Consider the following 22,351-nt stretch of genomic DNA (forward strand, 5'->3'; position numbering starts at 1 on the left):
GTGATTCAGATTAGCGAGCGTTAACTGAAATGTCCACGACCGGTCGACTGCGGTGCGTTCTCAGACTCCGTACTCGTCCCGGATCTGCTCGCGCAACTGTACGCTGCAGGCCGCGACGGTCTCGTCCCAGACGGTGGTGGCGCCGTCCTGAGCGGTGTCGGAGATCGCGCGCAGCACGCGGATCGGCACGTCGAACTGGTCGGCGACCCAGACGTAGGCGTAGGTCTCCATGTCGACGAGCACCCCGCCGAGGCCGCGGATCCGCTCGACCACGGCGACGTCATCGACGAAGCTGTCCCCGGTCGCGATGACGAGTCCGTCGCGGCCGGTCGCGACACGCGGCGGCAGCGAGACGTGCTGCCCGATCACGCCGTCGAGGTCCTGGACGTCGTGCTGGATCGCCGCGGTGATCTCGTAGACGCCGCCGGGCAGCGCGGGATCCACGCCGCCCGCGGTGCCGACGACGATGATCTCCTCGTAGGCGGTGGCATCCAGCGCACGGGTGAGGCCGTAGGCGGCCTTGAGCTTGCCGGGGCCGGTTACGAGCCGGTCGAAGCCCGGAAGCTCCTCGGGGAAGGCCTGCAGTTCGGACGCGAGGGCGGCGACGAGAAGTCTCATGGCTCCATCCTCGCGCATATGCATAATCTCTCCCGGAGGCGGTCATGGCGTCAGTCTGGTGTCTGAGCCAACGCGTACCCTGCCCGGAAAAGTGGCCTAAAGAGGGGGCAGGATGACAAGCGCAAATGAGGTTGCGGAGTCTTCGGAAATCTCGCTGTCCAAAGCGGGGCTGCATGAGCTCGGCGACGAGCTCGTGGTGGCGGTGTGGGCGGCAGATGGAGATGCGGAGCGTGAGATCTGCGCGGCCTTGGTGAGCTACCAGGACGTGTGGGCGGGAGTCCGCAGCGCGCTTGTGTCCTCAGAGCATTGGGCGAAGCGTCTTCAACACACCATCCAGGTGCCGCGAGGAGTGGCATATGTAGCGATCGGCAAGATCAGCAGCTTGATGCTGGCGGCCAGGCGCAAGAGTTCGGATACCGATGAATCGTTGTCGAAGCCGTTGGCTTCGCGCGTGCCGGATGACGTAAGGGTGTGGAGCGTGACATGGGAAGCCCGCTCCACGACCGAGATCGTCATCGGACGGATGCGTGGTGCTGGAGTCGCGGTCCGCTTGCGATCGGCTCCGATGGCTTTGGATCGTCACTCGTTGCGCGCTCCCGCAACTTGGGAGAACTCCGACCTGTTCAGCAGGCTCGCGAAGGCGGTCGATCTTGATGTGGTGGACGTCGCACCGCTGTCATACGGAGTGTTCCGTTTCGTCGCCTTTGCTGCTCCGATCGCCATCGTTCTCGGTGTGATCACGTGGTCGTTTGACTTCGCGATCGCGACGGGCGTCGCCGGAATCGGTCTCGGTTTTGCTCTCCACGTGCCGTGGATGCGGTATGCGAAGGCGGTGACCGCACACCTCAGACAGGCCAAAGAGCAGAGACTCGGACCATGGCGATGGCTCACGAAGAGACTCAGCTATGTCTTGTTCGGCATCGCGTTCGAGAAGACTCGCGCAGGACGCGAGACGTACTTGCTCGCTGAGTATTCGGCGTATGTGAAAACGGCGCTGGGGTATGAAGGTGAGGATCCCATTCGCCCCTACCGGCGCGGAGGAAGAGTGCGGGTGAGGAGGCCGGCCTATTTCGCGGACAGGTTTGTCGTGCGCCGTCTCCTGGTCTGGCGTGATGGCGCAATTGAGCCGGTTCACGGTGCGGTGCCGCCGCGCTTTGTCATCAGCATCCGTGGACATCGAAGCATGGCTAGACTCGCACGGTCAGCAGCTCGCCTAAAGATCCGGATCGCCGGGCGACTCCTGCGCAAGTACGGATCGTGTGACCGGGAATCCGTCGACACCTTCGAACGCTTCATGAACCACGCACGATTCGTTGGGCGAGACGCATATCTCGGACAGTTCATGACCGCAGCGCAATCTGGAGTCATGATGAGCGCTTTGCTTGGGGCGAGAACATCCCCAATCGACACGTCGTTTCAGAGAACCGCGCCCGTGACGAGCGCGACCGTAATTCCCGCACGTCACATGTCCGAAACCTCCGAGGCAGATACTGGTTCCACGACCGAAGGAGAAGCATGACCCTGCAGCAGGACATCGCCACAGGCCTCGGGGTGCGCCCCGACATCGACCCCGCCGCGGAGATCGACCGCCGGGTCGGCTTCCTCGTCGACTACCTCCAGCACACGGGCGCCAAGGGTTATGTGCTCGGCATCTCGGGCGGACAGGACTCGACGCTCGCCGGGCGGCTCGCGCAGCTCGCCGTCGAGAAGGTGCGCGCCGAGGGCGGCGAGGCGACGTTCATCGCCGTGCGCCTGCCCTACCGGGTGCAGCACGACGCCGACGATGCGACCGCGGCGATGGCGTTCATCGCCGCGGACGAGGGGGTCGAGGTCAACATCGAGCACGGTGTCGACGGGCTCGAGAACGACCTCGAGGCGGCGGGCCTGGAGGACGTGGCGGACTTCCACCGCGGCAACATCAAGGCGCGTCTGCGCATGGTCACGCAGTACGCGATCGCCGGCCAGCGCGGCATGCTCGTGATCGGCACGGATCACGCGGCGGAGGCGGTGACCGGCTTCTTCACCAAGTTCGGCGATGGAGCCTGCGACCTCACCCCGCTCGCCGGGCTCTCCAAGCGCCAGGGCAGGGCGCTGCTGCTGGCGCTCGGCGCGCCGGACCGCCTGGCATACAAGGTGCCCACGGCCGACCTGCTGGACGGCACGCCCGGCCGTGCCGACGAGGACGAGCTGGGCCTCACCTACGAGCAGATCGACGACTATCTGGAGGGGCGCGAGGTGGCGGCCGACGTGGCGCAGCGCATCGAGGCGCGCTACCTCGCGACCTCGCACAAGCGCCGCCAGCCGGTCACGCCCGACGACTCCTGGTGGCGCTGACGCCGGCCCGTGATGTCGGGGGTCCCGTCTAGGGTCGAAGCGACGGCCCGATCGGTCGCCCCCGAACGACAGGAGCCCTCGTGCGCGTGATCACCGCTTCCGCATCCGATCAGAACGTCGGATCCGACCGGAAGCGCGTGATCTGGAGTGCCACGGATCTCAAGCTCGCGGCCGAGTGCGAGTTCGCCTGGGCGCGCGCGGTCGACGCCAAGCTCGGGAGAGTCGAGCCGGTCGAGGATCCGGAGGACGCGACGCTCGCCCGCGCCGCGGCGATGGGCGACGCGCACGAGCTCGTGGTGCTGGACGACTACATCGCGGAGCTCGGGCGATCCGTCGACGGCGGGCCGGGCGTGATCGAGCTGCCCAAGGTGTCCTCGACCGATGCCGAGGCGCTGGCGGAGGTCGTCGCTGACACGCTGCGCGCGCTGCGGTCCGACGCGACGGTGATCTACCAGGCCGCGTTCTCCACGCCCGAGTTCGTCGGGTTCGCGGACTTCCTGCGGTGCGACCCCGATGGGCGGTGGCGCGTGCAGGACTCCAAGCTCGCCCGCACCGCGCGCGTGACGGCGCTCATGCAGCTGGCGGCATATGTCGATCAACTCGACCGCGTCGGCATCCCGCGTTCCGACGAAGTGGATCTGATCCTCGGCGACCGCAGCATCTCGACGCATGCGGTGAGCGATTTGCTGCCGCTGTTCCACGTGCGCCGTGCGCGCCTGCGCGCCCTCATCGCCGACCGCCGCATCGACGAGGGCGCGGCGGGTGCGCCGCTCGCCTGGGGCGACGACCGCGGAGATCTGCAGATCGTCGCCTGCGGGCGCTGCGCCACCTGCGAGCTCGAGGTGGTCGCCCACCGGGATCTGCTGCTCGTCGCGCGCATGCGCCCGGTGCAGCGGGCGCGACTCCGCGCCTCCGGCATCAGGACCATCGACGACCTTGCCGCGGCGGAGGATGCGCCGGAGGGCATGAACGTCGAGACGTTCCAGGCGCTCCGTGCGCAGGCCCGGCTGCAGCTCGCCGCGATGGCGGCCGAAGACGCCGGCGAGCCTGGACGGGACGGCGCACACCCCACGCCGCCGTTCGAGGTCGTCTCGGCGGCGGCGATCGGACTGATGCCGCGGCCCAGCCGCGGCGACCTGTTCTTCGATTTCGAGGGGGATCCGCTCTACACCCAGCCGGGCGAAGGGCAGGCTCGGGAGAACAAGCACTGGGGGCTCGACTACCTGTTCGGCTGGGTCGACGACGCCGAGCAGTACACCGCGCTGTGGGCGCACGACTTCGCGGCCGAGAGGCAGGCGCTGCAGGACTTCCTGGACTTCGTGAAGGCGCGCAGGGCGGCGCACCCCGATATGCACATCTACCACTACGCCCCCTACGAGACCTCGCATCTGCAGAACATGGCGGAGCGCTACGGCGTGGGCGAGGCCGACGTCGACCGGCTGCTCCGGGAGGGCGTGTTCGTCGACCTGTATCCGCTGGTGCTGCGGACGGTGCGCATCGGATCGCGGTCGTACTCGATCAAGAAGCTCGAGCCGCTTTACATGGGGGCCGAGGTGCGCACGAGCGACGTGCAGAAGGGTGACGACTCGATCGTCCAGTACGTGCAGGCGCGGGGGCTCGCCGCCTCGGGCCGCACCGCCGAGGCCGAGGGGATCCTCGCCGACCTCGCCGATTACAACCGCTACGACTGCGTCTCGACGAGGCGGCTGCGCAACTGGCTTGTGGGCCTCGCGCGCGAGGCGGGCGTGCTGCCGGCCCCGCCGGACGAGCCCGAGACGCGCGCCTACGAGCCCGCGCCGCTGTCGCTCGCCCTGCAGGCCGAGGGGCAGCGCGAGCAGGACGAGGCTCGGGGAACGGGCGCGACGGGCGCCGCACTCGAGCAGGCCGGTCAGTTCCATCGAGTCGCGGCGGCCGCGATCGACTATTTCCCGCGCGAGGCGAAGAGCTTCTGGATCTCGCATTTCCAGCGCCTGCGCGAACCGGTGACGCTGTGGGAGTCGACGCGCGATGTGCTGCGGGTGGACCCGGATCGCTCGGCCGTCGCGCAGGACTGGGGCATGGAGGAAGGCGCCCGCGCCGTCACGCGTCTCGTCGACCTGCACGGTGAGGTCGCGCCCGGCAGCACCCTGAACGTCGGTAGCAGCCCCTTCGCGCTCTACGAGGCTCCCGCGCCGTTCTTCGGTGAGTTCCCCGCGCGTGTGATCCACGTGCCGCACGAGGTGGAGATCGTCGAGGTGCTCGACGACGGCTACCGCATCCGCGAGCGCTCGATCGGCGGGCAGACCTGGGACGAGCTGCCGCTCGCCCTCACCCCGGCCTCGCCGCCCCGAGTGAACTCCCTGCAGGGCGCGATCGAGGAGTGGGCCGGATCCGTGCTGTCGGCGGCCCCCGCGTTCCCGCAGGATGCGGCGACCGACGTGCTGCGCCGTGTGGTGCCGCGGACGGTCTCGGGCGAGCCGCTGCCTGTCCTGGGGACAGGGCCGGACGGGCATCCCGGCGGGAACGCCGACACCGCGGACAGCGCCACGTCACCGGATGATCGTCTGCCGGAGGCTGCTGACGCGATCGCGCGAGGTGTGCTCGACCTGGACCGCAGCTACCTCGCTGTCCAGGGCCCTCCCGGCACCGGCAAGACGTATACCGCCTCGCACGTCATCGCCCGGCTCGTGAACGAGCACGGCTACCGCATCGGCGTGGTCGCGCAATCGCACGCGATCGTGGAGAACCTGCTCGAACGGGTGGTGGCTGCCGGGGTTCCGGCCGCCCAGGTGGCGAAGGCGCCGAAGGATCCGCACGGGTCGGAGCCCGTCTTCACCGCGATCCGCAAGGACGGCATGGCCGCGTATCTCGCCGAGCAGCGCGCCGCGGGCCTCGGCTGCGTGGTGGGCGGCACGGCCTGGGACTTCTCCAGCACCCGGCGCGTGCAGCGCGGCGAGCTCGATCTGCTCGTGATCGACGAGGCGGGGCAGTTCTCGCTCGCCTCCACGATCGCCGTGGCGGTGGCCGCGCAGCGGCTGCTGTTGCTCGGGGATCCGCAGCAGTTGCCGCAGGTGAGCCAGGGCACGCACCCCGAGCCCGTCGACACCTCGGCTCTGGGCTGGGTCATGCACGACAAGGCGGTCATCGACCCCGCGCACGGAGCGTTCCTCGCCCGGACCTGGCGGATGCATCCGGAGGTCGCCGCCCCGGTCTCGCAGCTCGCCTACGCGGGCGCGCTGGCGTCGGCGCCCGGCACGGAGCGCCGCGTGATCGACGGTATCGAGCCAGGGTTGCACGTGCGGCCGATCCGGCATCGCGGCAACGCCACGCAGTCGCCCGAGGAGGCCGCGGAGGTCGTCCGCATCGTGCGCGCCCTGATCGGGCGGGACTACACCGACGGCATGGCGCGCGCACTGCCGCGCCCGCTCGAGCAGGCCGACATCATCGTCGTCGCGCCGTACAACGCCCAGAAGCAGCTGATCCTCGACGCGCTCGCGGATGCCGGCCTCGAGGAGGTCGCGGTGGGCACGGTCGACAACTTCCAGGGCAGGGAGGCGGTGGTCTCGATCACGTCGCTGGCCGCATCGAGCGGACGCGATGCCCCGCGCGGGCCGGAGTTCCTGCTGCTGCAGAACCGGCTGAACGTCGCGATCTCGCGGGCCAAGGTCGCCGCCTACCTGGTCCACTCGCCGGCCCTGCTGGACGACCTGCCCTGGACGCCCGAGGGCGTGGTCCGGCTCAGCGCGTTCGCGCACCTCGTCGGCGCCGATCAGGACGCAGAGGCACAGGGCGATGAGCACGATGTCGCCGGCGATGCGCTCGTCGCGGCGGGATCCTCCCGGGATGCCGATGCATTCTGAGACCGAGATCGCCCGCGCCTCGGCAGCCTGGGTGTGGTTCCCGCGTGGGAGCGAGCAGGAGAGGTCCGCTCTGCAGCTGGTCCGCTACCCGGCCCGGTTCGGCGGCGGTGTGCGCGCTTCGCAGGTCGCATCCGACCTCGACGCACCGTCGGTGCTGGACCACGCGATCGCACGCACCCGGGCGTGGGGCGAGGACCGGTTGACGTTCTGGACGAACGCCGCCGACCGTCCCGACCTCGAGGACGAGTTGCGACGGCGAGGAGCCGTGCACGACGACACCGTGACCGTGTTCGCGCGCCCGATCCCGGGCGATCCGATCGCAGTGCCGGTCGGCGTCGAGGTCGCTGCGGTGCGCACCGTGCTCGACGTTCGAGATGTCGACACTGTCAACGTTCCCTGTCTGGGGCCAGGAGCCGCTGAGCGAGGCCGGCCTGCGTACCGAGGTCGCCGAGGTGACGGCCGAGCTCGAAGCTCGCACGGGGGCCCGCGCACTGGCCCGCATCGACGGGCGCCCCATCAGCACTGGCGGCTGCACCGTCGTCGGCGGCTTCCTCCGTCTCTGGGGCGCGGCGACGCTGCCCGAGTTCCGCGGGCGCGGCGCCTACCGGGCGGTGCTCGCCGAGCGGTTGCACATCGGTGCCGAGTTCGGGGCGACCACGGCGCTCGTCAAGGGGCGCGTCGAGACCTCGGCGCCGATCCTCGCGCGCTGCGGGTTCACGGCCTACGGCGAGGATCGCTGTTACGTGCTGGCCGTGTGATCGCCGGTCTCAGACCGTGCCGTACAGGCGGTCGCCCGCGTCGCCGAGGCCGGGCACGATGTACCCCTTCTCGTTCAGACGCTCATCGAGGGCGCCGAGCACCAGGGTGACGTTGCGGTCGCCCACGAGTGCTTCGATCGCCGCCACACCCTCGGGCGTGCCGAGCAGGCAGATCGCGGTGACGTCGTCCGCACCGCGATCGAACAGGAACTGGATCGCGGCGGCGAGGGATCCGCCGGTCGCGAGCATCGGGTCGATCGCGAAGCACTGGCGTCCGCTGAGGTCATCGGGCAGGCGCTCGGCGTAGGTCGTCGGCTCGAAAGTCTCCTCGTCGCGGACCATGCCGAGGAAGCCGACCTCGGCGGTCGGAAGCAGCTTGACGAGGCCCTCGAGCATCCCGAGACCGGCGCGCAGGATCGGGACGACGATCGGCCGCGGCTCCGAGATCTTCACGCCCATCGTCGTGGTGACCGGAGTCGTGATCTCGATCGGGCTCACCCGCACGTTGCGCGTCGCCTCGTAGGCGAGCAGCGTCACGAGCTCCTCGGTGAGCTGGCGGAACACCGGCGACGGCGTGCGCGCGTCGCGCAGCACCGACAGCTTGTGGGTGATGAGGGGGTGGTCGGCCACGTGAACGCGCATAGGGACAGCGTATCCGGTGAGGGGCATGCGGCTAGGCTCGACCGTCGGGAGGACCGGTGAACGCAGCACGACCCGTGACGGACGACACGGCGATGGGGCGCGCCCTCGCCCTCGCCGCCGAAGCCGCCGCCGCGGATGAGATCCCGGTCGGGGCCGTCGTGCTCGACCCGGAGGGCCGGCCCATCGGGGAGGGGCGCAACAACCGTGAGGAGACGACGGATCCGACCGGCCATGCCGAGATCATCGCCCTGCGCGCGGCCGCCGCCGCACACGGGTCCTGGAACCTCACCGGCTGCACGCTCGTCGTCACCATGGAGCCGTGCGTGATGTGCGCCGGCGCGATCCTGCAGTCCCGGATCGGCCGGGTCGTGTTCGGCGCCTGGGACGACAAGGCAGGAGCCGCCGGGTCGCTCTACGACGTGCTGCGCGACCGCCGGCTGCCGTACCGGGCCGAGGTCATCGGCGGCGTCCGTGAGAACGAGGCTGTGGAGCAGCTGCGCGCGTTCTTCGCAGAGCGGCGCTGACCCCGGCGCACGAGACGCTCGCGAGGTTCCGGATCAGGCCCTGGGGCGTCGCGACGCCAGTCGGGCCAGGCGCTGCACGGCGAACAGATACGCCTGCGCACGCGGGTCGAAGTAGCCGCGGTGACGCTCGCCGTGCTCGTCGACCTCGGTCTGCGAGGCATGCCCGTCGGTGGACTCGCCCTGCTCGCCACCTGACCCTGGGATGGGGCCGCCATCGGAGGAGTAGACGATCGCGCCCTCGATGTTGCGGGGATCGACCGGATGCGCGCCGAGCCGTCCGAGGGGAGCGGTCGCGTCGCTCGAGGCCTCCGTCGCGTAGAACGAGAAGGAGCGCTTCGAGATCGCCTCGGCCACTGCATCCGCGGCCATGTGCGTCATTCCGGCCGAGGCGATCGAGAACGCCATGGATACGGGGCCCGCGCCGTCCAAGAGCACCAGCTCGCCGAACAGCGTCGACGAGTACGAGTATGCGAGCAGTGCGATGTGCGCCTGCGGATGGCCGTGCCGCATCCGCACCAGATCGCCGGCCAACCGCGCCGCCCCCACGGTCGCGTGCTTCGTCGCCAGCGCGGACAGGTGGGTGCCGGAGTCGTAGCCGAACCAGGCGACGGTCGCGATCCGGGCGGTCCCCCCGCGCAGCGTGCTCGCGCGGATCGTGTCGGCGCACAGCCGCTGGGTGATGCCCGCCCAGCCCGCGAACGCGGCGAGATCCGTGTCGATCCCGTGCAGCACGACCACGATCAGCTCCGCCGCGTCGACGTCGCCGAACGCCACGGCGGCGCGGGGCTCCTCGCCCTCGAAGAACAGCGAGATCAGGCGAGCCTGCGGATCCTCGCGCAGCACATCCTGCACGTGCTGCAGCTTCTGCCGCGCGTCCGCGGAGACCGTGGGGTCGGCGAGTGCGGCCGCGAGCGGGTCGACCACGACGGATCCGCCCGGTCAGTCGGCCGAACGCAGCACGAACGCGTCGGTGGAGGGGGAGGGGTCTTGAGCCGGCCGGTAGATGTCGGGCTCGAGATAGATCACCCGTGCGGCCGGAACCGCCTCGCGGATGCGCGCCTCGATCGTGTCGATGTCGTCGGCCGCCGCCCGCACGGTCTTGTCCGAGGTCAGGGCGATCTTCGCGGCGACGAGCAACTCGTCGGGGCCGAGGTAGAGGGTCTTGATGTGGATGAGCTTCTCGACCTCGTCGCCCGCGTGGATCGCATCGACGATGCGGTCGAAGTCGGCTTCGTTGGCCCCTTCGCCGACGAGCAGGCTCTTGGTCTCGATGCCCAGGACGATCGCGATGAGCACGAGCAGGAGGCCGATCATCAGGGTGCCGAGAGCATCGAAGACCGGATTGTGCGTGAGGAGGGTGAGCCCCACGCCGAGCAGGGCGAAGAGCAGACCCGCGAGCGCGCCGGTGTCCTCGAGCAGCACGACGGGCAGCTCGGGGGCTTTCGCGCGCCGGATGAACGAGATCCACGACTGCCCCTTCGGACGCACGTGGTTGCTCTCCTTGATCGCGGTGCGCAGCGAGAACGACTCCAGCACGATCGACACGATCAGCACGGCGAGCGGCAGCCACCACCAGGTCTTGTCGAGTTCGTGCGGTTCGATGAGCTTCTGCACGCCCTCGTAGATCGCGAACACGCCGCCGACGGAGAACAGGATGATCGACACCACGAACGCGGACACGTAGCGCTCGCGGCCGTAGCCGAACGGGTGCTCGCGATCCGCGCGGCGCTGCGCCTTGCGGCCACCGAGCATCAGCAGCAGCTGGTTGCCGGAGTCGGCGACGGAGTGGATGGCCTCCGCGAGCATCGAGGCGGATCCGGAGAGCAGCCACGCCACGAGCTTCGCGAGAGCGATGCCCATGTTCGCGAGGAACGCCGCCAGGATCGCCTTGCCACCACCGGATGCACTCATGCCACGAGTCTATGCGCGGCGGCGGGACGCATGACGGCCCGACCGGCATCGGCAGCGGGCGGACGCCGGCCCTGCCACCGCACGGAGCGGGCTCGTAGGATGGCGGCATGGTCGATGCCCTTCCCTCTGTCGCGTTCCTCGGTGCCGGTTCGATGGGAGGCGCGATCCTGCGCGGCCTCGTCGCGAGCGGGATTCCTGTCGACGGCGGCATCACCGCCACCAACCGGACCTCGGTGCGCGCGGCCGAGCTCGAAGGTCTGCCGGGTGTGCGCTCGATCGCGCTGGAGCAGGAGCCCTCCGGCAACGACGTGGCAGCGGGCGCGCGGATCGTCGTGGTGGGCGTCAAGCCGGCCATGGTGCCCGACCTGCTCGACGAGATCGCCCCGCATCTGCGGGAGGACGCGATCGTCGTGAGCATCGCGGCCGGCGTCACCCTGGCGACCTTCGCCGCGCACCTGCCGGCCGGCACGAGCGTGCTCCGGTCCATGCCGAACACACCGGCCACTGTGGGCCGCGCGGTCACCGGTCTCGCCGCGGCTCCCGGTGTCACCGACGAGGAGCGCGCCCTCGTGCGCCGGCTGTTCGAGACGGTCGGATCCGTGATCGAGGTCGCGGAGGAGCAGATCGACCCGCTCTCCACGATCTCCGGATCCGGTCCCGCCTACGTCTTCCTGCTCATCGAGGAGTTCACGAAGGCTGCGATCGGCAAGGGCTTCGCCGAGCCCGAGGCGAGACTGATGGCTGAGCAGACCTTCATCGGCGCGACCGCGCTGCTGGAGGCGTCGGGCGAGGATCCTGCAGAGCTGCGCCGACGCGTGACGAGCCCCAAGGGCACCACTGAGCGCGCCATCGCCGTGCTGCAGGACGCCGCTCTGGACGGCCTGTTCGCCCGCGCCACCGACGCCGCGCTCGCGCGGGCACGCGAACTCGCCGCCGGGGCCTGACGCAGAGGGCCCGATGTACCGGGCCCTCCGTCCTCACGCCTCGCTGGCGACCTCGGCGAGCACCTCGGGCCAGCGCCGCTCCAGGATCCGTCCGCCCAGCACCGCGCCGCCCCACATGGCGAGGCCGCCGCACACCAGGCCGAATGCGAGGCTCAGCCAGCCGAGCCACGGCGTCCAGATCGCGGCGATCGCAAGGCCGAACGCGGGCCCTCCTATCGCCAGGCTCAGCGGCGTGATGATCATCATCGCGACCATCGACTGCACCCCGCCGGAGGATCCGCGTCCGAACGGATTCGCCTCAGGGGCGGGTGCGCGGCCGGGCAGGAATGCGCCCACCCACACCCCGAGGCCGGCCGCCGCCGTGCCAAGGCCCAGGGCCGCGCCCAGGCTGGCCGGGATGAGGTCCATCCGCCCCGCGAGCATGCTCGCCGCGACGCACAGCACGATCGTCACGGGCACCGCGATGATCCCGAACCCGAGCAGACGGCCCGCGCGATCCGCCCGTCCCGGCACGCCGCTGTGGATATGCAGGGCGATCGCGTCGTTGTCGTAGGCGATGCCGAGCTGCAGGATCGTGCCGATCAGCAGCGCATTGATCGCCGGGATGAGGATCGCGGCGGGGCCCAGCGCGAATGAGCCCTCCCCGCGTCCGTTCATCAGAGTCATCCCGATCAGGAGCGCGGGCAGCAGCACCATCATCACGGTGTTGATGACCTGGCGCGGATCGCGCGTGGCATAGCGCAGGGTGCGGGCCGCGATCGCTCCGACCGGGGAGGCGGGGAGTACACGATCGAGCAGTCCGCCCGAGCGCACGCGGCCGCCGCTGCGGCTCTGGATCGGCGCGACCAGGCGTGCGGCGAGCAGTCCGCGCGCGGCGAACCACAGGGCCGCGGCCGTCGCGAGGGCGATGAGCAGCCGAAGGCCCGCTGCGAGCAGATCGCCCTGGGCGAGCGCGGCGGAGACGCCGAATACGGCGCCCAGCGGCGTCCATCCGGTGGCGTCGGCGATCGCGGGCAGGACCGCCGAGGGGTCCGAGAGCCGGGCGAAAGCGCGCACGAGCACGTTGATCAGCAGACCGGAGCAGGCGACGAGCAGCACGCCGAGCGTGATCACCAGGTCGCGCGTCCGCCGTCCGGCCAGCCACCCGGCGAGCACGCCGCTGACCACCCTGGCGCCGAGCACGCACGTCGCGAGCGCGAGCGGGATCAGCACCACGGCGGCCACGAGCGCGAGCGGGCTCACCGACCACCCGACGAGCATGAGCAGCAGCGCCACGGTCGTGCCGATGCCGCCGATCGTGGTGGCGCCCGCGACGACGAGCCCCGGCAGCAGCGATCGTGCCGTGACCGGCAGCAGGGCGAAGCGTTCGGGGGCGAGTGAGTCGTCGACGCTCACCACGATCGAGCCGATCCACCACACGAGCACGATGCCGGAGCCGACGACGACCAGCGTGCGCACGGCCGCATCGGGCGCCGCGATCCGCAGCGCCACAAGACCCGCCGCGAGGGCGGCGAGAAGGCCGAGGGCGATCATCCCCGAGATGATCAGGGACACGATCATCCACGGGTTGCGACCGAGCTGATGGCCGAGCTGGCGCCAGCGCAGGCCTACGAGGAGCGCAACCATGCGAGCGTCTCCGATCCGAGTTCGTGCGCGCCGACCAGGGAGAGGAAGCGTTGCTGCAGCGTCTCGCCCGCGCGCACCTCGTCGAGGGTGCCGTTCGCGAGAAGGCGCCCATCGGCGACGATCGCGACCCGATCGCACAGGGACTCGACGAGCTCCATGACGTGGCTGGACAGCACGACCGTGCCGCCGCCGTCGACGAACGCCCGAAGGATCTGCCGGATCGTCTCGCCCGAGACGGGATCGACCGCCTCGAGCGGTTCGTCCAGGATGAGCAGGCGCGGCGCGTGGATGAGCGCGCACGCGAGGCCGATCTTCTTGCGCATGCCCGCGGAGTAGTCCACGACCAGCGTGCTGCCGGCGTCGGCGAGCCCCAGCGCGTCCAGCAGCTCGCCGGTCCGGGCGACGACCTCGGCCTCGGTCATGCCGCGCAGCAGACCGGTGTAGCGCAGCAGTTCGGCGCCGGTGAGGCGATCGAGCATCCGCACGCCGTCTGGCAGCACCCCCATGCGGCCCTTGGCAGCGGCGGGATCCCGCCAGACGTCCGCACCGAGCACCTGGGCGGAGCCGGCATCGGGGCGCAGCAGTCCCGTGGTCATCGCGAGGGTCGTTGTCTTGCCGGCGCCGTTGGGGCCGAGGAGGCCGAGCATGGACCCGGCGGGGACATCGAGCCAGAGGTCGTCGACAGCGACCTTCTGCCCGAACTGCTTGCGAAGGCCCTGCAGCGAGAGCACCGGCGGCGCGGCGGCGAAGGGCGCTGTGAAGTCGGTCATGTCTCCATCCGACCACGCCCCGACGCGGTCGGCATCCCCCTCGCGACGGACATGCCGTGACCGCGAAACCGAATCTGCGTGCCGAGACAGCAGATCAGAACGTCGGTCTCGGGACGAGGGTCCGGTCTCGCGGGCACGCCGGGCACGCCGGGCGCCACGTACCGACGGAGGTGCCGGCCCGGTGCCGCGCAGGCTCAGCGATCCAGCGAGGAGAACCGCTCGATGTCGCTGTTCGTGCCCGACACGATGATGAGGTCGTGGTTGGTGACGACGGTGTCGGCCTCGGCGTAGCGGAACGGCTTGCCGGGGCTCTTCACGCCGACCACGGTCACGTTGTACTTGCTGCGCACACCGGACTGGTTCAGCCCCACGCCGCGGATGAACTTCGGCGGATACATCTTGGCCAGCACGAAGTCGTCGTCGAACCGGATGAAGTCGAGCATGCGGCCCGACACGAGGTGCGCGACGCGCTCCCCGGCCTCGCGCTCGGGGTAGACGACGTGGTTCGCACCCACCCTGGCGAGGATCTTGCCGTGCGACTGCGACACCGCTTTCGCCCAGATCTGCGGCACCTTGAGGTCGACGAGGTTCGCGGTGATGAGCACCGAGGCCTCGATCGAGGATCCGACGGCGACGACGGCGACCTGGAAGTCCTGGGCGCCGATCTGGCGCAGCGCGTCGATGTTGCGGGTGTCGGCCTGCGCGGCGTGCGTGACCCGCTCCGACCACTTCTGCACCAGCTCGAGGTTGGTGTCGATCGCGAGCACTTCCCGGTCGAGGCGGTCCAGTTCGCCGGCGCAGGCGGCGCCGAAGCGGCCCAGGCCGATCACGAGCACCGGAGCGTCGTTGCGCAGCACTTCAACCATGCCGCCCACTTTACTGTCCGCCGCTGGGGCGTTCCGCGTCAGCCGAATCGGGGGAGGACGTGACGCCCCCCGCGACTCCGCCGACCGCGGCTGCTGTGGGTCAGCCGACGATCGGCCGCTCCACGGGCAGCGAGTACAACTGATTGCGCGACGTCGCGGCCACCGCGGCCGCGAGGGTCACAGTGCCGACGCGTCCCATGAAGATCGTCGCGGCGAGGATGTAGGTCGCCGCATCCGGCAGCCTCTCGGTGACGCCCGTCGACAGGCCCACGGTGCCGAAGGCCGAGACCACGTCGAAGAGCACCTCCTCCACGGGGTACTTCGTGATCTGGCTGATGGCGATCGTGGACAGAGCGACCGTCGTGGCCCCCCAGGCCACCACGCTGAGGGCGACGCGCTGCACGTCCGAAGGGATCCGGCGCCCGAACGCCTGCACCGAAGGACGTCCCTTGGCCTCGCTGATCACGGCAAGGGCGAGCACGGCGAGCGTGGTGACCTTGATGCCGCCGGCCGTGGATGCGGAGCCCCCGCCGACGAACATGAGCATCGAGGCGGCGAGCATCGAGGAACCATTCAGATCCCCCATGTTCACCACGCTGAAGCCGCCCGAACGCGTCATCGCGGACAGGAAGAACGCCTGGAACGTGGTGTCGCCGGCATCCATGGATCCGAAGGTCTTCGGATTGTCGAACTCGAGCAGCAGGAACACGGCGGCGCCGACCACGAACAGCACGATCGTGGTGAGCATGGTCAGCTTCGCGTGCAGCGACCAGCGTCGCACGTGCCAGCGCTGCCGTGTGAGCGTGTAGATCACCGGGAAGCCGAGGCTGCCCAGGAACACGCCGAGCATGAGCACGCTGAGCACGTAGTAGTTCTGCGCGAACGGCTCGAGCCCCCCGGGGTTCGGGGTGAATCCGGTGTTCGTGAATGCCATCGCGGCGTAGAACGGCGCCTCCCACAGGGCGTTGACCGGATGCACCCCCGCGGTCAGCAGCGCGGGGTAGAGCAGCACCATGAGCCCGGCCTCGATCGTGAACGCCGAGATCGCCACGGTGCGCAGCAGGGATCCGACCTCGCCGAGGCGCACGGTCTGGCTCTCGTTCACGGGGCCGCCGTGCGCTCGCATCGGGTTGGTGTCGCCCGCCGCGATGAGCTTGGCGCGCAGCCCCAGCCGCTTCGAGATCGCCAGGCCCATCACGCTGGCAAGGGTCAGCACGCCGAGGCCGCCGATGTTGACACCCACGAAGATCACGCCGAGCCCGAAGCCCGACCAGTGCGTGGACATGTCGACGGTGGACAGGCCGGTGACGCAGATCGTGGAGACCGCCGTGAACAGCGCGTCCGCGAGCGGCGTCACCGTGCGGTCGGCGCTCGCGATCGGCAGCGACAGCAGCGCCGTGGTGATCAGGATGAGCGCCGAGAACACGACGATCGCGAACCGAGAGGGCGATGAGGTCGTCAGGGTCTTGCCGAGACGGATGGTCCGTCGGGCGATCTCGGAGAAGGATCGCGGGGCAGCCGTGCGCGCCATGGTCGAGCCCCTCCGATCCTCCGTCCGCCAAGCCTTCGTCATGGTACTCCGCCCTCGGCGCGGCTACTGTGAAGGCATGACCGACATCTTCGACGTGATCGCCGACGGCACGAGACGGGACATCCTGCAACTCCTGCGCCAGCGGTCAGAGGACGGGGACGCCGGTACCAGCGTGACGCAGATCGTCAGCGAGCTGGGCATCAGTCAGCCCACCGTCTCGAAGCACCTCAAGGTGCTGCGCGAGGCCGAGCTGGTCACCGTGCGCGAAGACGGACAGCGCCGCTTCTACAGCATCGAGGCCGCGCCTCTGGAAGAGGTCGACGACTGGCTCGTCCCGTTCCTCGCCGACGCGTACGGGGACTCCGCGCCCGACATCTCCGGGCTCATCGGGGTCCCGCCCCTGCCCGACGGCGCCGCGCACGCGGCCGAGGTGGTCGGTCGCGCCGCGGCATCCGCCAAGCACGTCGTGCAGACCGCACTCAAGCGGCTCGGAGCCTGACGCGCGCGACGCCCGGATCCGGGCGGATCCGGGCGTCGCGTCGATCCTGCGAGGGTGAGCGAGCAGCTGCTCAGCGCCGCGCCTTGCCGAACAGCCAGCGACCCCACAGCACGGAGATCAGGAGGATCGCGGCGCACCAGCCCAGTGCCCAGTACGGCTGGGCGTGCAGGGGCGTGCCCATGAGCAGGCCGCGGATCGTCTCGATGATCGGCGTGATGGGCTGGTTCTCCGCCACCCACTGCAGCCAGGTCGGCATCGTGTCCACCGGCACGAACGCGCTGGACAGGTACGGCACGAACATCAGGATGAACCCGTATCCCGCGGCGGCTTCAGGGCTGCCCGCGGCGAGGCCGATGGCGGCGTAGAGATACGTGATCACGAGGATGTAGACCGCGATCACGCCGAACGCGGCGATCCACTGCAGAACACCCGCGCTCGGGCGGAAGCCGAGCAGCAGCGCGACACCGAACACGACGGCGGTCGACACCAGGTTGCGCGCCAGGCTCGCGATCACGTGGCCGGTGAGCACCGATCCCGGTCGCAGCGGCATGGTGCGGATCCGGTCGATGATCCCGGTGGACATGTCGCGCGACACGTATGTCGCCGTCGACGCGGCGCCGAAGCCGGCGCACAGCAGGATGATGCCGGGCACCACATAGTCGACGTAGCTGCCGTCGTCCTCGATCGCCCCGCCGAAGACGAAGGTGAACAGCAGCATGAGCGTGACCGGCAGCATGATCGACATCGACAGGGTCTCGCCGTCGCGCAGCGACAGGATGAGGCTGCGGCGGACGAACACGCGTTCGGCGGCGAAGCCGCGCAGGCGCGGGCGGATCCCCGACGCGGGCGACGGGACCGGATCCAGCGGGCGCGGGGCGACAGGGGCGGACAGAGCGATCATGCGAACTCCCGGATGGTCGTGCGGTCGGCGTCGCCGGTCGCGGTCAAGGTGAGGAAGACATCGTCGAGCGTGGGGCGGCGCAGCTGAACGCGTGCCGTCGGATGCGCGGCCTCGAGCTCGTCCAGCGCGCGGCGGATACCGTCGATCGATCCGTCGGTCGCGATCTCCGCGAGCGAGGCCCCGTCGGCGCCCTCCGCGACGAGCACGTCGCTGCCGAACTGCGCCTTCAACGCCGACGCGGTGCCGGTGCGGACGATGCGCCCCTCGTGCAGGACCGCGATGCGATCCGCCAGCTGGTCGGCTTCTTCGAGGTACTGGGTGGTGAGGAAGACGGTGGTGCCCGCGTCGGCGAGACCTCGGATGACCGCCCAGAGGTCCAGGCGACTGCGCGGATCCACGCCGGTCGTGGGCTCATCGAGGAAGAGCACCTGCGGGGTGACGACGAAGCTGAGCGCGAGATCGAGCCGGCGCCGCATGCCGCCGGAGTACGTGGAGACTTTGCGCCCCGCCGCTTCGGTGAGGGCGAACTGCGCGAGCAGCTCGTCCGCACGGCGGCGGGCGGCACGCGGGCTCAGCCCGGAGAGCCGACTCAGCATCACGAGGTTCTCCACGCCGGTGAGCGCGTCGTCGACCGCGGCGGACTGCCCCGTGAGGGAGATGCGCTGCCGCACGCCCTCGGGGTCGCGCCGCACGTCGCACCCGGCGACGACGGCGGTGCCGGCGTCGGCACGGGTGAGCGTGGTGAGGATCGAGATGGTAGTGGTCTTGCCGGCGCCGTTGGAACCGAGCAGGGCGACGATCTCGCCCTGCTCTGCGGTGAGGTCGACGCCGCGCAGCACGGGGGTGCCGCGGTACTGCTTGGTGAGTCCTGCGACTTCGATGGCCGTGGTCATCGCCGTTCCTTTCTGTGTACGGATGAAACTGTTTATGACCATAACACACTGTTTACAACGTAAACAGTCCTATTCTGGATTCATGACCGAAGAGCCGGATCCCGTCGACCTGCCTGATCTGCCGCGCGGCATCGCACTGGCCTGGGGTATGGCGGCCAGTCCGCAACGCGGGCCGAAGCGCGAGATGAGCGTGGAGCGCATCGTCGAAGAGGCGGTCGCGCTCGCCGACCGCGACGGGCTCGGAGCCGTGTCGATGGCGGCCGTCGCCAAGGCGCTCGGATTCACGCCGATGTCGCTCTACCGCTATGTCACCGCGAAGGACGACCTTCTGCTGCTCATGCAGGAGGAGGCGTCGGGACTTCCGCCGCTCCCGGAACCCGGTGCGGCCGATCCGGGCTGGCGGGAGGAGGCGGAGCGGCTCTACCGCGCGCATCTCGACGTCTACCTGCGGCATCCCTGGCTGCTCAGCCTGCCGATCAGTGGTACCCCGGTCACTCCGGGGACCGCCGCCTGGATGGACGCGTACCTTGCGGCCTTCGCAGAGACGCCGCTCGATCAGGACGAGCGGATGGGTGCGATGCTCGCCATCATGGGACAGGCTCGGTGGTTCGGCACGGTGGCGGCAGGCTATGCGGAGGCCGCGCGCTCGAGCGGGCGGACGCTCGAGGAGGTCGGGGCGCAGGAGGCGGCCCTGTTCCGGGCGCTGATCGACGCGGACGCCTATCCGCACACGCGCGCCGCGCTGGACGAGGGGGCGATCGACGGCGACCGGGACCCGATGCTGTTCGGCATCGAACGCGTCCTGGACGGGATCGCCGCCCATATCGATCGTCTCGACGCCGCGCGGCCGGACGGCGCTCGGACTTCTCCCGTCTTCGTCCCGGAAGACCCCGCGCTCGCCGCAGACAAGCGCGTGCGTGCGGCGGTGAAGAGCGTGCGCGAGGCCGAGAAGGCGCTGCGGGCGGCGCAGAAGAACGAGCGCCAGGTGCGCAAGGACGCCGCGGAGCGCATCGCGAGATCGGCCGCGGTCTGAGCGTCCTCTGTCACAGCGTTCACATGGGTTTACACGTGTCGCCAGCAGCCCCTACAGTTGTCGCAACCCGCCGTGCAGCTCGCGCGACGGGAGAGGGGTGGATGGGGATGCCCGAACAGCTTCCGGACGTGAAGTTCCTGACCGTCGCCGAAGTGGCGGCCATCATGCGCGTGTCCAAGATGACCGTGTACCGGCTGGTGCACGCCGGCGAACTGCCCGCGATCCGCTTCGGCCGCAGCTACAGAGTGCCCGAGTCCGCCGTCACGGCGGCCCTGCAGACTCCGATCGCCGACGCGGGCTGAGTGCGCGCAGGCCGCGCCCGGGCTGGCGTCCGGCGTCTCGAACGCTCGTGCGTCAACGTCGGCGGCGCCGTGCGCTAGACTGTTCCGAGGCATTTTTTCATGCCCCGATCCCGGGCATCGTCCGTGTGCGACGCCCAGCCCCTGACTTAGTGAGGTTTCCGTGGGTTCTGTCATCAAGAAGCGCCGCAAGCGCATGGCGAAGAAGAAGCACCGCAAGCTGCTTCGCAAGACTCGCCACCAGCGCCGCAACAAGAAGTAAGCGGCCGCGCGTAGCGCGCAAGTCACTGAGCGCCCCCGATCTTCGGATCGCCGGGGCGCTTCGTGCATTTCCGGCACCGATGGTCCGGCGCGCCCGCGGACACGGGCGTCTGGAAGAATCGGATCCATGAAGACGATCACCGTCGCCCAGCTGGCCGAGCGCACCGAGACGCCCCTCATCGATGTGCGCGAGAGGAACGAGTTCGCCACCGGGCACGTGCCCGGCGCCGTGAACCTGCCGATGTCGGAGCTCGGAGACCTGCTGCATGAGCTTCCGGATGGCGCGTTCGACGTGATCTGCCAGCTCGGCGGGCGCTCGGCTCGTGTCGTGGAGGCCCTCGAGGCCCGCGGCTACGACGCCACGAACGTGGAGGGCGGCACGGCCGAGTGGATCGCGGACGGACGCGCGATCGAGACCCCCGCGCCGTGATCGCACTGACCCTGATCGGCAAGCCCGACTGCCACCTGTGCGACGTGGCGTCGGACGTGGTCGACGCGGTCGTCGCCGAGCTGCCGGATGCGCTCGCCGAGGACATGGAGATCACCGAGCTGTCGATCCTCGACGACCCCGTCCTCTATGAGAAGTACTGGGAGAAGATCCCCGTGCTCCTCATCGACGGCGAGCTGCACGGCCACTGGCGCATCTCGCCGGAGCGGCTGCGCGAGGCCCTCGCCGAGAAGGCCGGCGCAGCGGGAGATGCAGGACGAGCCGCGGACGCGGCGGAAGGAGAGAAGCGATGACGCTGCGGCATGTGGTGACCTGGAAGATGGCGACGACGGATCCCGCCGAGCGTGCGGAGCATGCCGCGGGGGTCGCCTCACGGCTGGAGGGCCTCGTCGGCGTCGTTCCGTCGATCCGCGCGCTCACCGCCGGTGTGAACTCTCTCGCGATCGACGGCAACTGGGATGTGACCCTGATCGCCGACTTCGACGATGCCGCGGGCCTGGATGCGTACCAGGTGCACCCGGCGCACCAGGAGGTCGTGGGCTATGTGCGCTCGGTCTCGGGCGGACGTTCGGCCGTCGACTTCGAGGTCTGACTAGCGGGGGGATCGGGTGTCACCGGACAGTCTCCCCAGGCATCGTCTCGGATCTCAGACATTCTGGACGGCCCGGAAGAGCCGAGAACCGCGGGAATCCGGGGCTTCCGACCTGCCGATACCGAACCGAGACGCCTTCGAGACTCTCGGTGTTACACGGCGGTAACCGCACCATGTCAAGATTGTCGGCAACCCGCACCAGGACGCCCGCGTCCTCGACACAGGAGTCGCACATGGAACGTCGCTCGAAGATCGCCTACGGACTCGCCCTCGCGGCGGCCACCACCCTCGCCCTCGCCGGCTGCTCCGGCAGCGGCACCCCGTCCGAAAGCGGGTCCACCGCAGCCGCCGGCGCGGACTACGGTCTCGTCACGGCCGGCACGCTCACGGTGTGCTCGGACATCCCCTACCCGCCCTTCGAGTTCGAGGGCGGTGACAACGGCACCGGCTACACCGGGTTCGACATCGACATGCTCGGCGCGATCGCCAAGAAGCTCGACCTGAAGCTCGCCGTCCAGGACGTGGGCTTCGACGCGCTGCAGTCCGGCACCACGCTGGCCTCCGGCACCTGCGACGTGGGAGCATCGGCGATGACCATCACCGAGGACCGCAAGAAGAACATCGACTTCTCCGACCCCTACTACGACTCCCTGCAGTCGCTGCTGGTGAAGACCGACTCCGGCATCAAGGACATCAACGGTCTGTCCGGCAAGAACGTCGGCGTGCAGCAGGGAACCACGGGCGAGAGCTACGCCAAGGAGCACGCCAAGGGCGCGAACCTGGTGCAGTACCCCTCCGACGGCGAGCTGTGGCCGGCGATCCAGGCCGGGCAGATCGACGCCATCCTGCAGGACCAGCCGGTGAATCTCGAGCACGAGAAGGCCGACAAGTCGTACAAGATCGTCGAGACGTACAACACCAAGGAGTCCTACGGCTTCGCGTTCCAGAAGGGTCAGAAGACGGCTCTGCTGAAGGCCGTCAACGGCGCGCTGAAGGACCTCAAGGACAGCGGCGAGGCCAAGAAGATCTACGACACGTACTTCACCGCCAAGTGATCGCCAC

24 protein-coding genes are annotated in these 22,351 nt (G+C 69.7%); 14 read left to right on the top strand and 10 right to left on the bottom strand.

Going from position 1 to position 22,351, the window contains the following annotated elements; all coding sequences use genetic code 11:
- Positions 1–60: 60 nt before the first annotated feature.
- Positions 61–618, bottom strand: a complete 558-nt coding sequence (locus tag ACTJI8_RS18310) for a phosphorylase family protein (RefSeq protein ID WP_440734871.1) — start codon at positions 616–618, stop codon at positions 61–63.
- 112 nt (positions 619–730) lie between these two features.
- Here ACTJI8_RS18310 and ACTJI8_RS18315 point away from each other — a divergent pair, with 112 nt between their 5' ends.
- The 4 genes from ACTJI8_RS18315 (at position 731) to ACTJI8_RS18330 (ending at position 7,549) form a co-directional block, all read left to right on the top strand.
- The gene (locus tag ACTJI8_RS18315) at positions 731–2,137 is read left to right on the top strand and encodes a hypothetical protein (protein WP_440734872.1); all 1,407 of its coding nucleotides are present in this window, start codon (positions 731–733) and stop codon (positions 2,135–2,137) included.
- The gene (gene nadE, locus ACTJI8_RS18320; protein WP_440734873.1) at positions 2,134–2,952 is read left to right on the top strand and encodes an ammonia-dependent NAD(+) synthetase; all 819 of its coding nucleotides are present in this window, start codon (positions 2,134–2,136) and stop codon (positions 2,950–2,952) included. Before ACTJI8_RS18315 ends, nadE begins: the two co-directional genes overlap by 4 nt.
- Positions 2,953–3,032: 80 nt before the next feature.
- Positions 3,033–6,791: a TM0106 family RecB-like putative nuclease gene (locus ACTJI8_RS18325; protein WP_440734874.1), complete on the top strand. Its 3,759-nt coding sequence runs from the start codon at positions 3,033–3,035 to the stop codon at positions 6,789–6,791.
- A gap of 374 nt (positions 6,792–7,165) precedes the next feature.
- Positions 7,166–7,549 carry a GNAT family N-acetyltransferase gene (locus ACTJI8_RS18330; protein WP_440734875.1) on the top strand — a complete coding sequence of 128 codons (384 nt, stop codon included), beginning with the start codon at positions 7,166–7,168 and terminating at the stop codon, positions 7,547–7,549.
- Positions 7,550–7,558: 9 nt separating this feature from the next.
- Here ACTJI8_RS18330 and upp read toward each other — a convergent pair whose 3' ends face one another.
- A complete protein-coding gene (upp, locus tag ACTJI8_RS18335; RefSeq protein WP_440734876.1) occupies positions 7,559–8,191 on the bottom strand; it encodes a uracil phosphoribosyltransferase in 633 nt (210 codons plus the stop codon).
- Between the two features lie 56 nt (positions 8,192–8,247).
- Between upp and ACTJI8_RS18340 the strand changes: the two genes are divergently transcribed.
- Complete coding sequence (locus tag ACTJI8_RS18340; protein ID WP_440734877.1) at positions 8,248–8,715, top strand: nucleoside deaminase; 468 nt, start codon at positions 8,248–8,250, stop codon at positions 8,713–8,715.
- A 33-nt stretch (positions 8,716–8,748) separates the two neighbouring features.
- Here ACTJI8_RS18340 and ACTJI8_RS18345 read toward each other — a convergent pair whose 3' ends face one another.
- A complete protein-coding gene (locus ACTJI8_RS18345; RefSeq protein ID WP_440734878.1) occupies positions 8,749–9,639 on the bottom strand; it encodes an alpha/beta hydrolase in 891 nt (296 codons plus the stop codon).
- Positions 9,640–9,654: 15 nt separating this feature from the next.
- Complete coding sequence (locus ACTJI8_RS18350) at positions 9,655–10,626, bottom strand: cation diffusion facilitator family transporter (RefSeq protein ID WP_440734879.1); 972 nt, start codon at positions 10,624–10,626, stop codon at positions 9,655–9,657.
- A gap of 107 nt (positions 10,627–10,733) precedes the next feature.
- Here ACTJI8_RS18350 and proC point away from each other — a divergent pair, with 107 nt between their 5' ends.
- Positions 10,734–11,570 carry a pyrroline-5-carboxylate reductase gene (gene proC / locus ACTJI8_RS18355; protein WP_440734880.1) on the top strand — a complete coding sequence of 279 codons (837 nt, stop codon included), beginning with the start codon at positions 10,734–10,736 and terminating at the stop codon, positions 11,568–11,570.
- Positions 11,571–11,603: 33 nt separating this feature from the next.
- Here proC and ACTJI8_RS18360 read toward each other — a convergent pair whose 3' ends face one another.
- From ACTJI8_RS18360 to ACTJI8_RS18375, 4 genes are all read right to left on the bottom strand, one after another.
- Entirely contained in the window at positions 11,604–13,196 is a 1,593-nt protein-coding gene (locus tag ACTJI8_RS18360; protein ID WP_440734881.1) for a hypothetical protein, read from the bottom strand.
- Positions 13,178–13,966, bottom strand: coding sequence for an ABC transporter ATP-binding protein (locus ACTJI8_RS18365; protein WP_440734882.1), 789 nt, complete (start codon positions 13,964–13,966; stop codon positions 13,178–13,180). The genes ACTJI8_RS18360 and ACTJI8_RS18365 overlap by 19 nt, the downstream gene beginning before the upstream one ends.
- A 194-nt stretch (positions 13,967–14,160) precedes the next feature.
- Positions 14,161–14,832, bottom strand: coding sequence for a potassium channel family protein (locus tag ACTJI8_RS18370; protein ID WP_045272962.1), 672 nt, complete (start codon positions 14,830–14,832; stop codon positions 14,161–14,163).
- Between the two features lie 100 nt (positions 14,833–14,932).
- On the bottom strand, positions 14,933–16,363 hold the full coding sequence (locus tag ACTJI8_RS18375) for a TrkH family potassium uptake protein (RefSeq protein WP_440734883.1): 1,431 nt from the start codon (positions 16,361–16,363) through the stop codon (positions 14,933–14,935).
- Positions 16,364–16,439: 76 nt separating this feature from the next.
- Between ACTJI8_RS18375 and ACTJI8_RS18380 the strand changes: the two genes are divergently transcribed.
- A complete protein-coding gene (locus ACTJI8_RS18380; protein ID WP_440734884.1) occupies positions 16,440–16,862 on the top strand; it encodes an ArsR/SmtB family transcription factor in 423 nt (140 codons plus the stop codon).
- 70 nt (positions 16,863–16,932) lie between these two features.
- Here ACTJI8_RS18380 and ACTJI8_RS18385 read toward each other — a convergent pair whose 3' ends face one another.
- Together ACTJI8_RS18385 and ACTJI8_RS18390 are read right to left on the bottom strand one after the other, a co-directional pair.
- Positions 16,933–17,763, bottom strand: coding sequence for an ABC transporter permease (locus ACTJI8_RS18385; RefSeq protein ID WP_440734885.1), 831 nt, complete (start codon positions 17,761–17,763; stop codon positions 16,933–16,935).
- Positions 17,760–18,656 (bottom strand): ATP-binding cassette domain-containing protein, encoded by an 897-nt coding sequence (locus ACTJI8_RS18390; protein WP_440734886.1) that lies wholly within the window; start codon positions 18,654–18,656, stop codon positions 17,760–17,762. Before ACTJI8_RS18390 ends, ACTJI8_RS18385 begins: the two co-directional genes overlap by 4 nt.
- An 82-nt stretch (positions 18,657–18,738) precedes the next feature.
- Between ACTJI8_RS18390 and ACTJI8_RS18395 the strand changes: the two genes are divergently transcribed.
- From ACTJI8_RS18395 to ACTJI8_RS18425, 7 genes are all read left to right on the top strand, one after another.
- Entirely contained in the window at positions 18,739–19,689 is a 951-nt protein-coding gene (locus ACTJI8_RS18395; RefSeq protein WP_440734887.1) for a TetR/AcrR family transcriptional regulator, read from the top strand.
- A gap of 107 nt (positions 19,690–19,796) precedes the next feature.
- Complete coding sequence (locus ACTJI8_RS18400) at positions 19,797–19,991, top strand: helix-turn-helix domain-containing protein (RefSeq protein WP_440734888.1); 195 nt, start codon at positions 19,797–19,799, stop codon at positions 19,989–19,991.
- A 160-nt stretch (positions 19,992–20,151) separates the two neighbouring features.
- Positions 20,152–20,250, top strand: coding sequence for a 30S ribosomal protein bS22 (locus tag ACTJI8_RS18405; protein ID WP_003792170.1), 99 nt, complete (start codon positions 20,152–20,154; stop codon positions 20,248–20,250).
- A 126-nt stretch (positions 20,251–20,376) separates the two neighbouring features.
- The gene (locus tag ACTJI8_RS18410; RefSeq protein ID WP_440734889.1) at positions 20,377–20,679 is read left to right on the top strand and encodes a rhodanese-like domain-containing protein; all 303 of its coding nucleotides are present in this window, start codon (positions 20,377–20,379) and stop codon (positions 20,677–20,679) included.
- On the top strand, positions 20,676–20,990 hold the full coding sequence (locus tag ACTJI8_RS18415; protein ID WP_440734890.1) for a glutaredoxin family protein: 315 nt from the start codon (positions 20,676–20,678) through the stop codon (positions 20,988–20,990). The genes ACTJI8_RS18410 and ACTJI8_RS18415 overlap by 4 nt, the downstream gene beginning before the upstream one ends.
- Positions 20,987–21,289, top strand: coding sequence for a Dabb family protein (locus ACTJI8_RS18420; protein ID WP_440734891.1), 303 nt, complete (start codon positions 20,987–20,989; stop codon positions 21,287–21,289). Before ACTJI8_RS18415 ends, ACTJI8_RS18420 begins: the two co-directional genes overlap by 4 nt.
- A gap of 233 nt (positions 21,290–21,522) precedes the next feature.
- Positions 21,523–22,344, top strand: a complete 822-nt coding sequence (locus ACTJI8_RS18425) for a basic amino acid ABC transporter substrate-binding protein (RefSeq protein WP_440734892.1) — start codon at positions 21,523–21,525, stop codon at positions 22,342–22,344.
- The last annotated feature ends 7 nt before the right edge of the window (positions 22,345–22,351 follow it).

The organism is Microbacterium sp. 22303 (genome assembly GCF_052045265.1).
Taxonomy (GTDB): domain Bacteria; phylum Actinomycetota; class Actinomycetes; order Actinomycetales; family Microbacteriaceae; genus Microbacterium.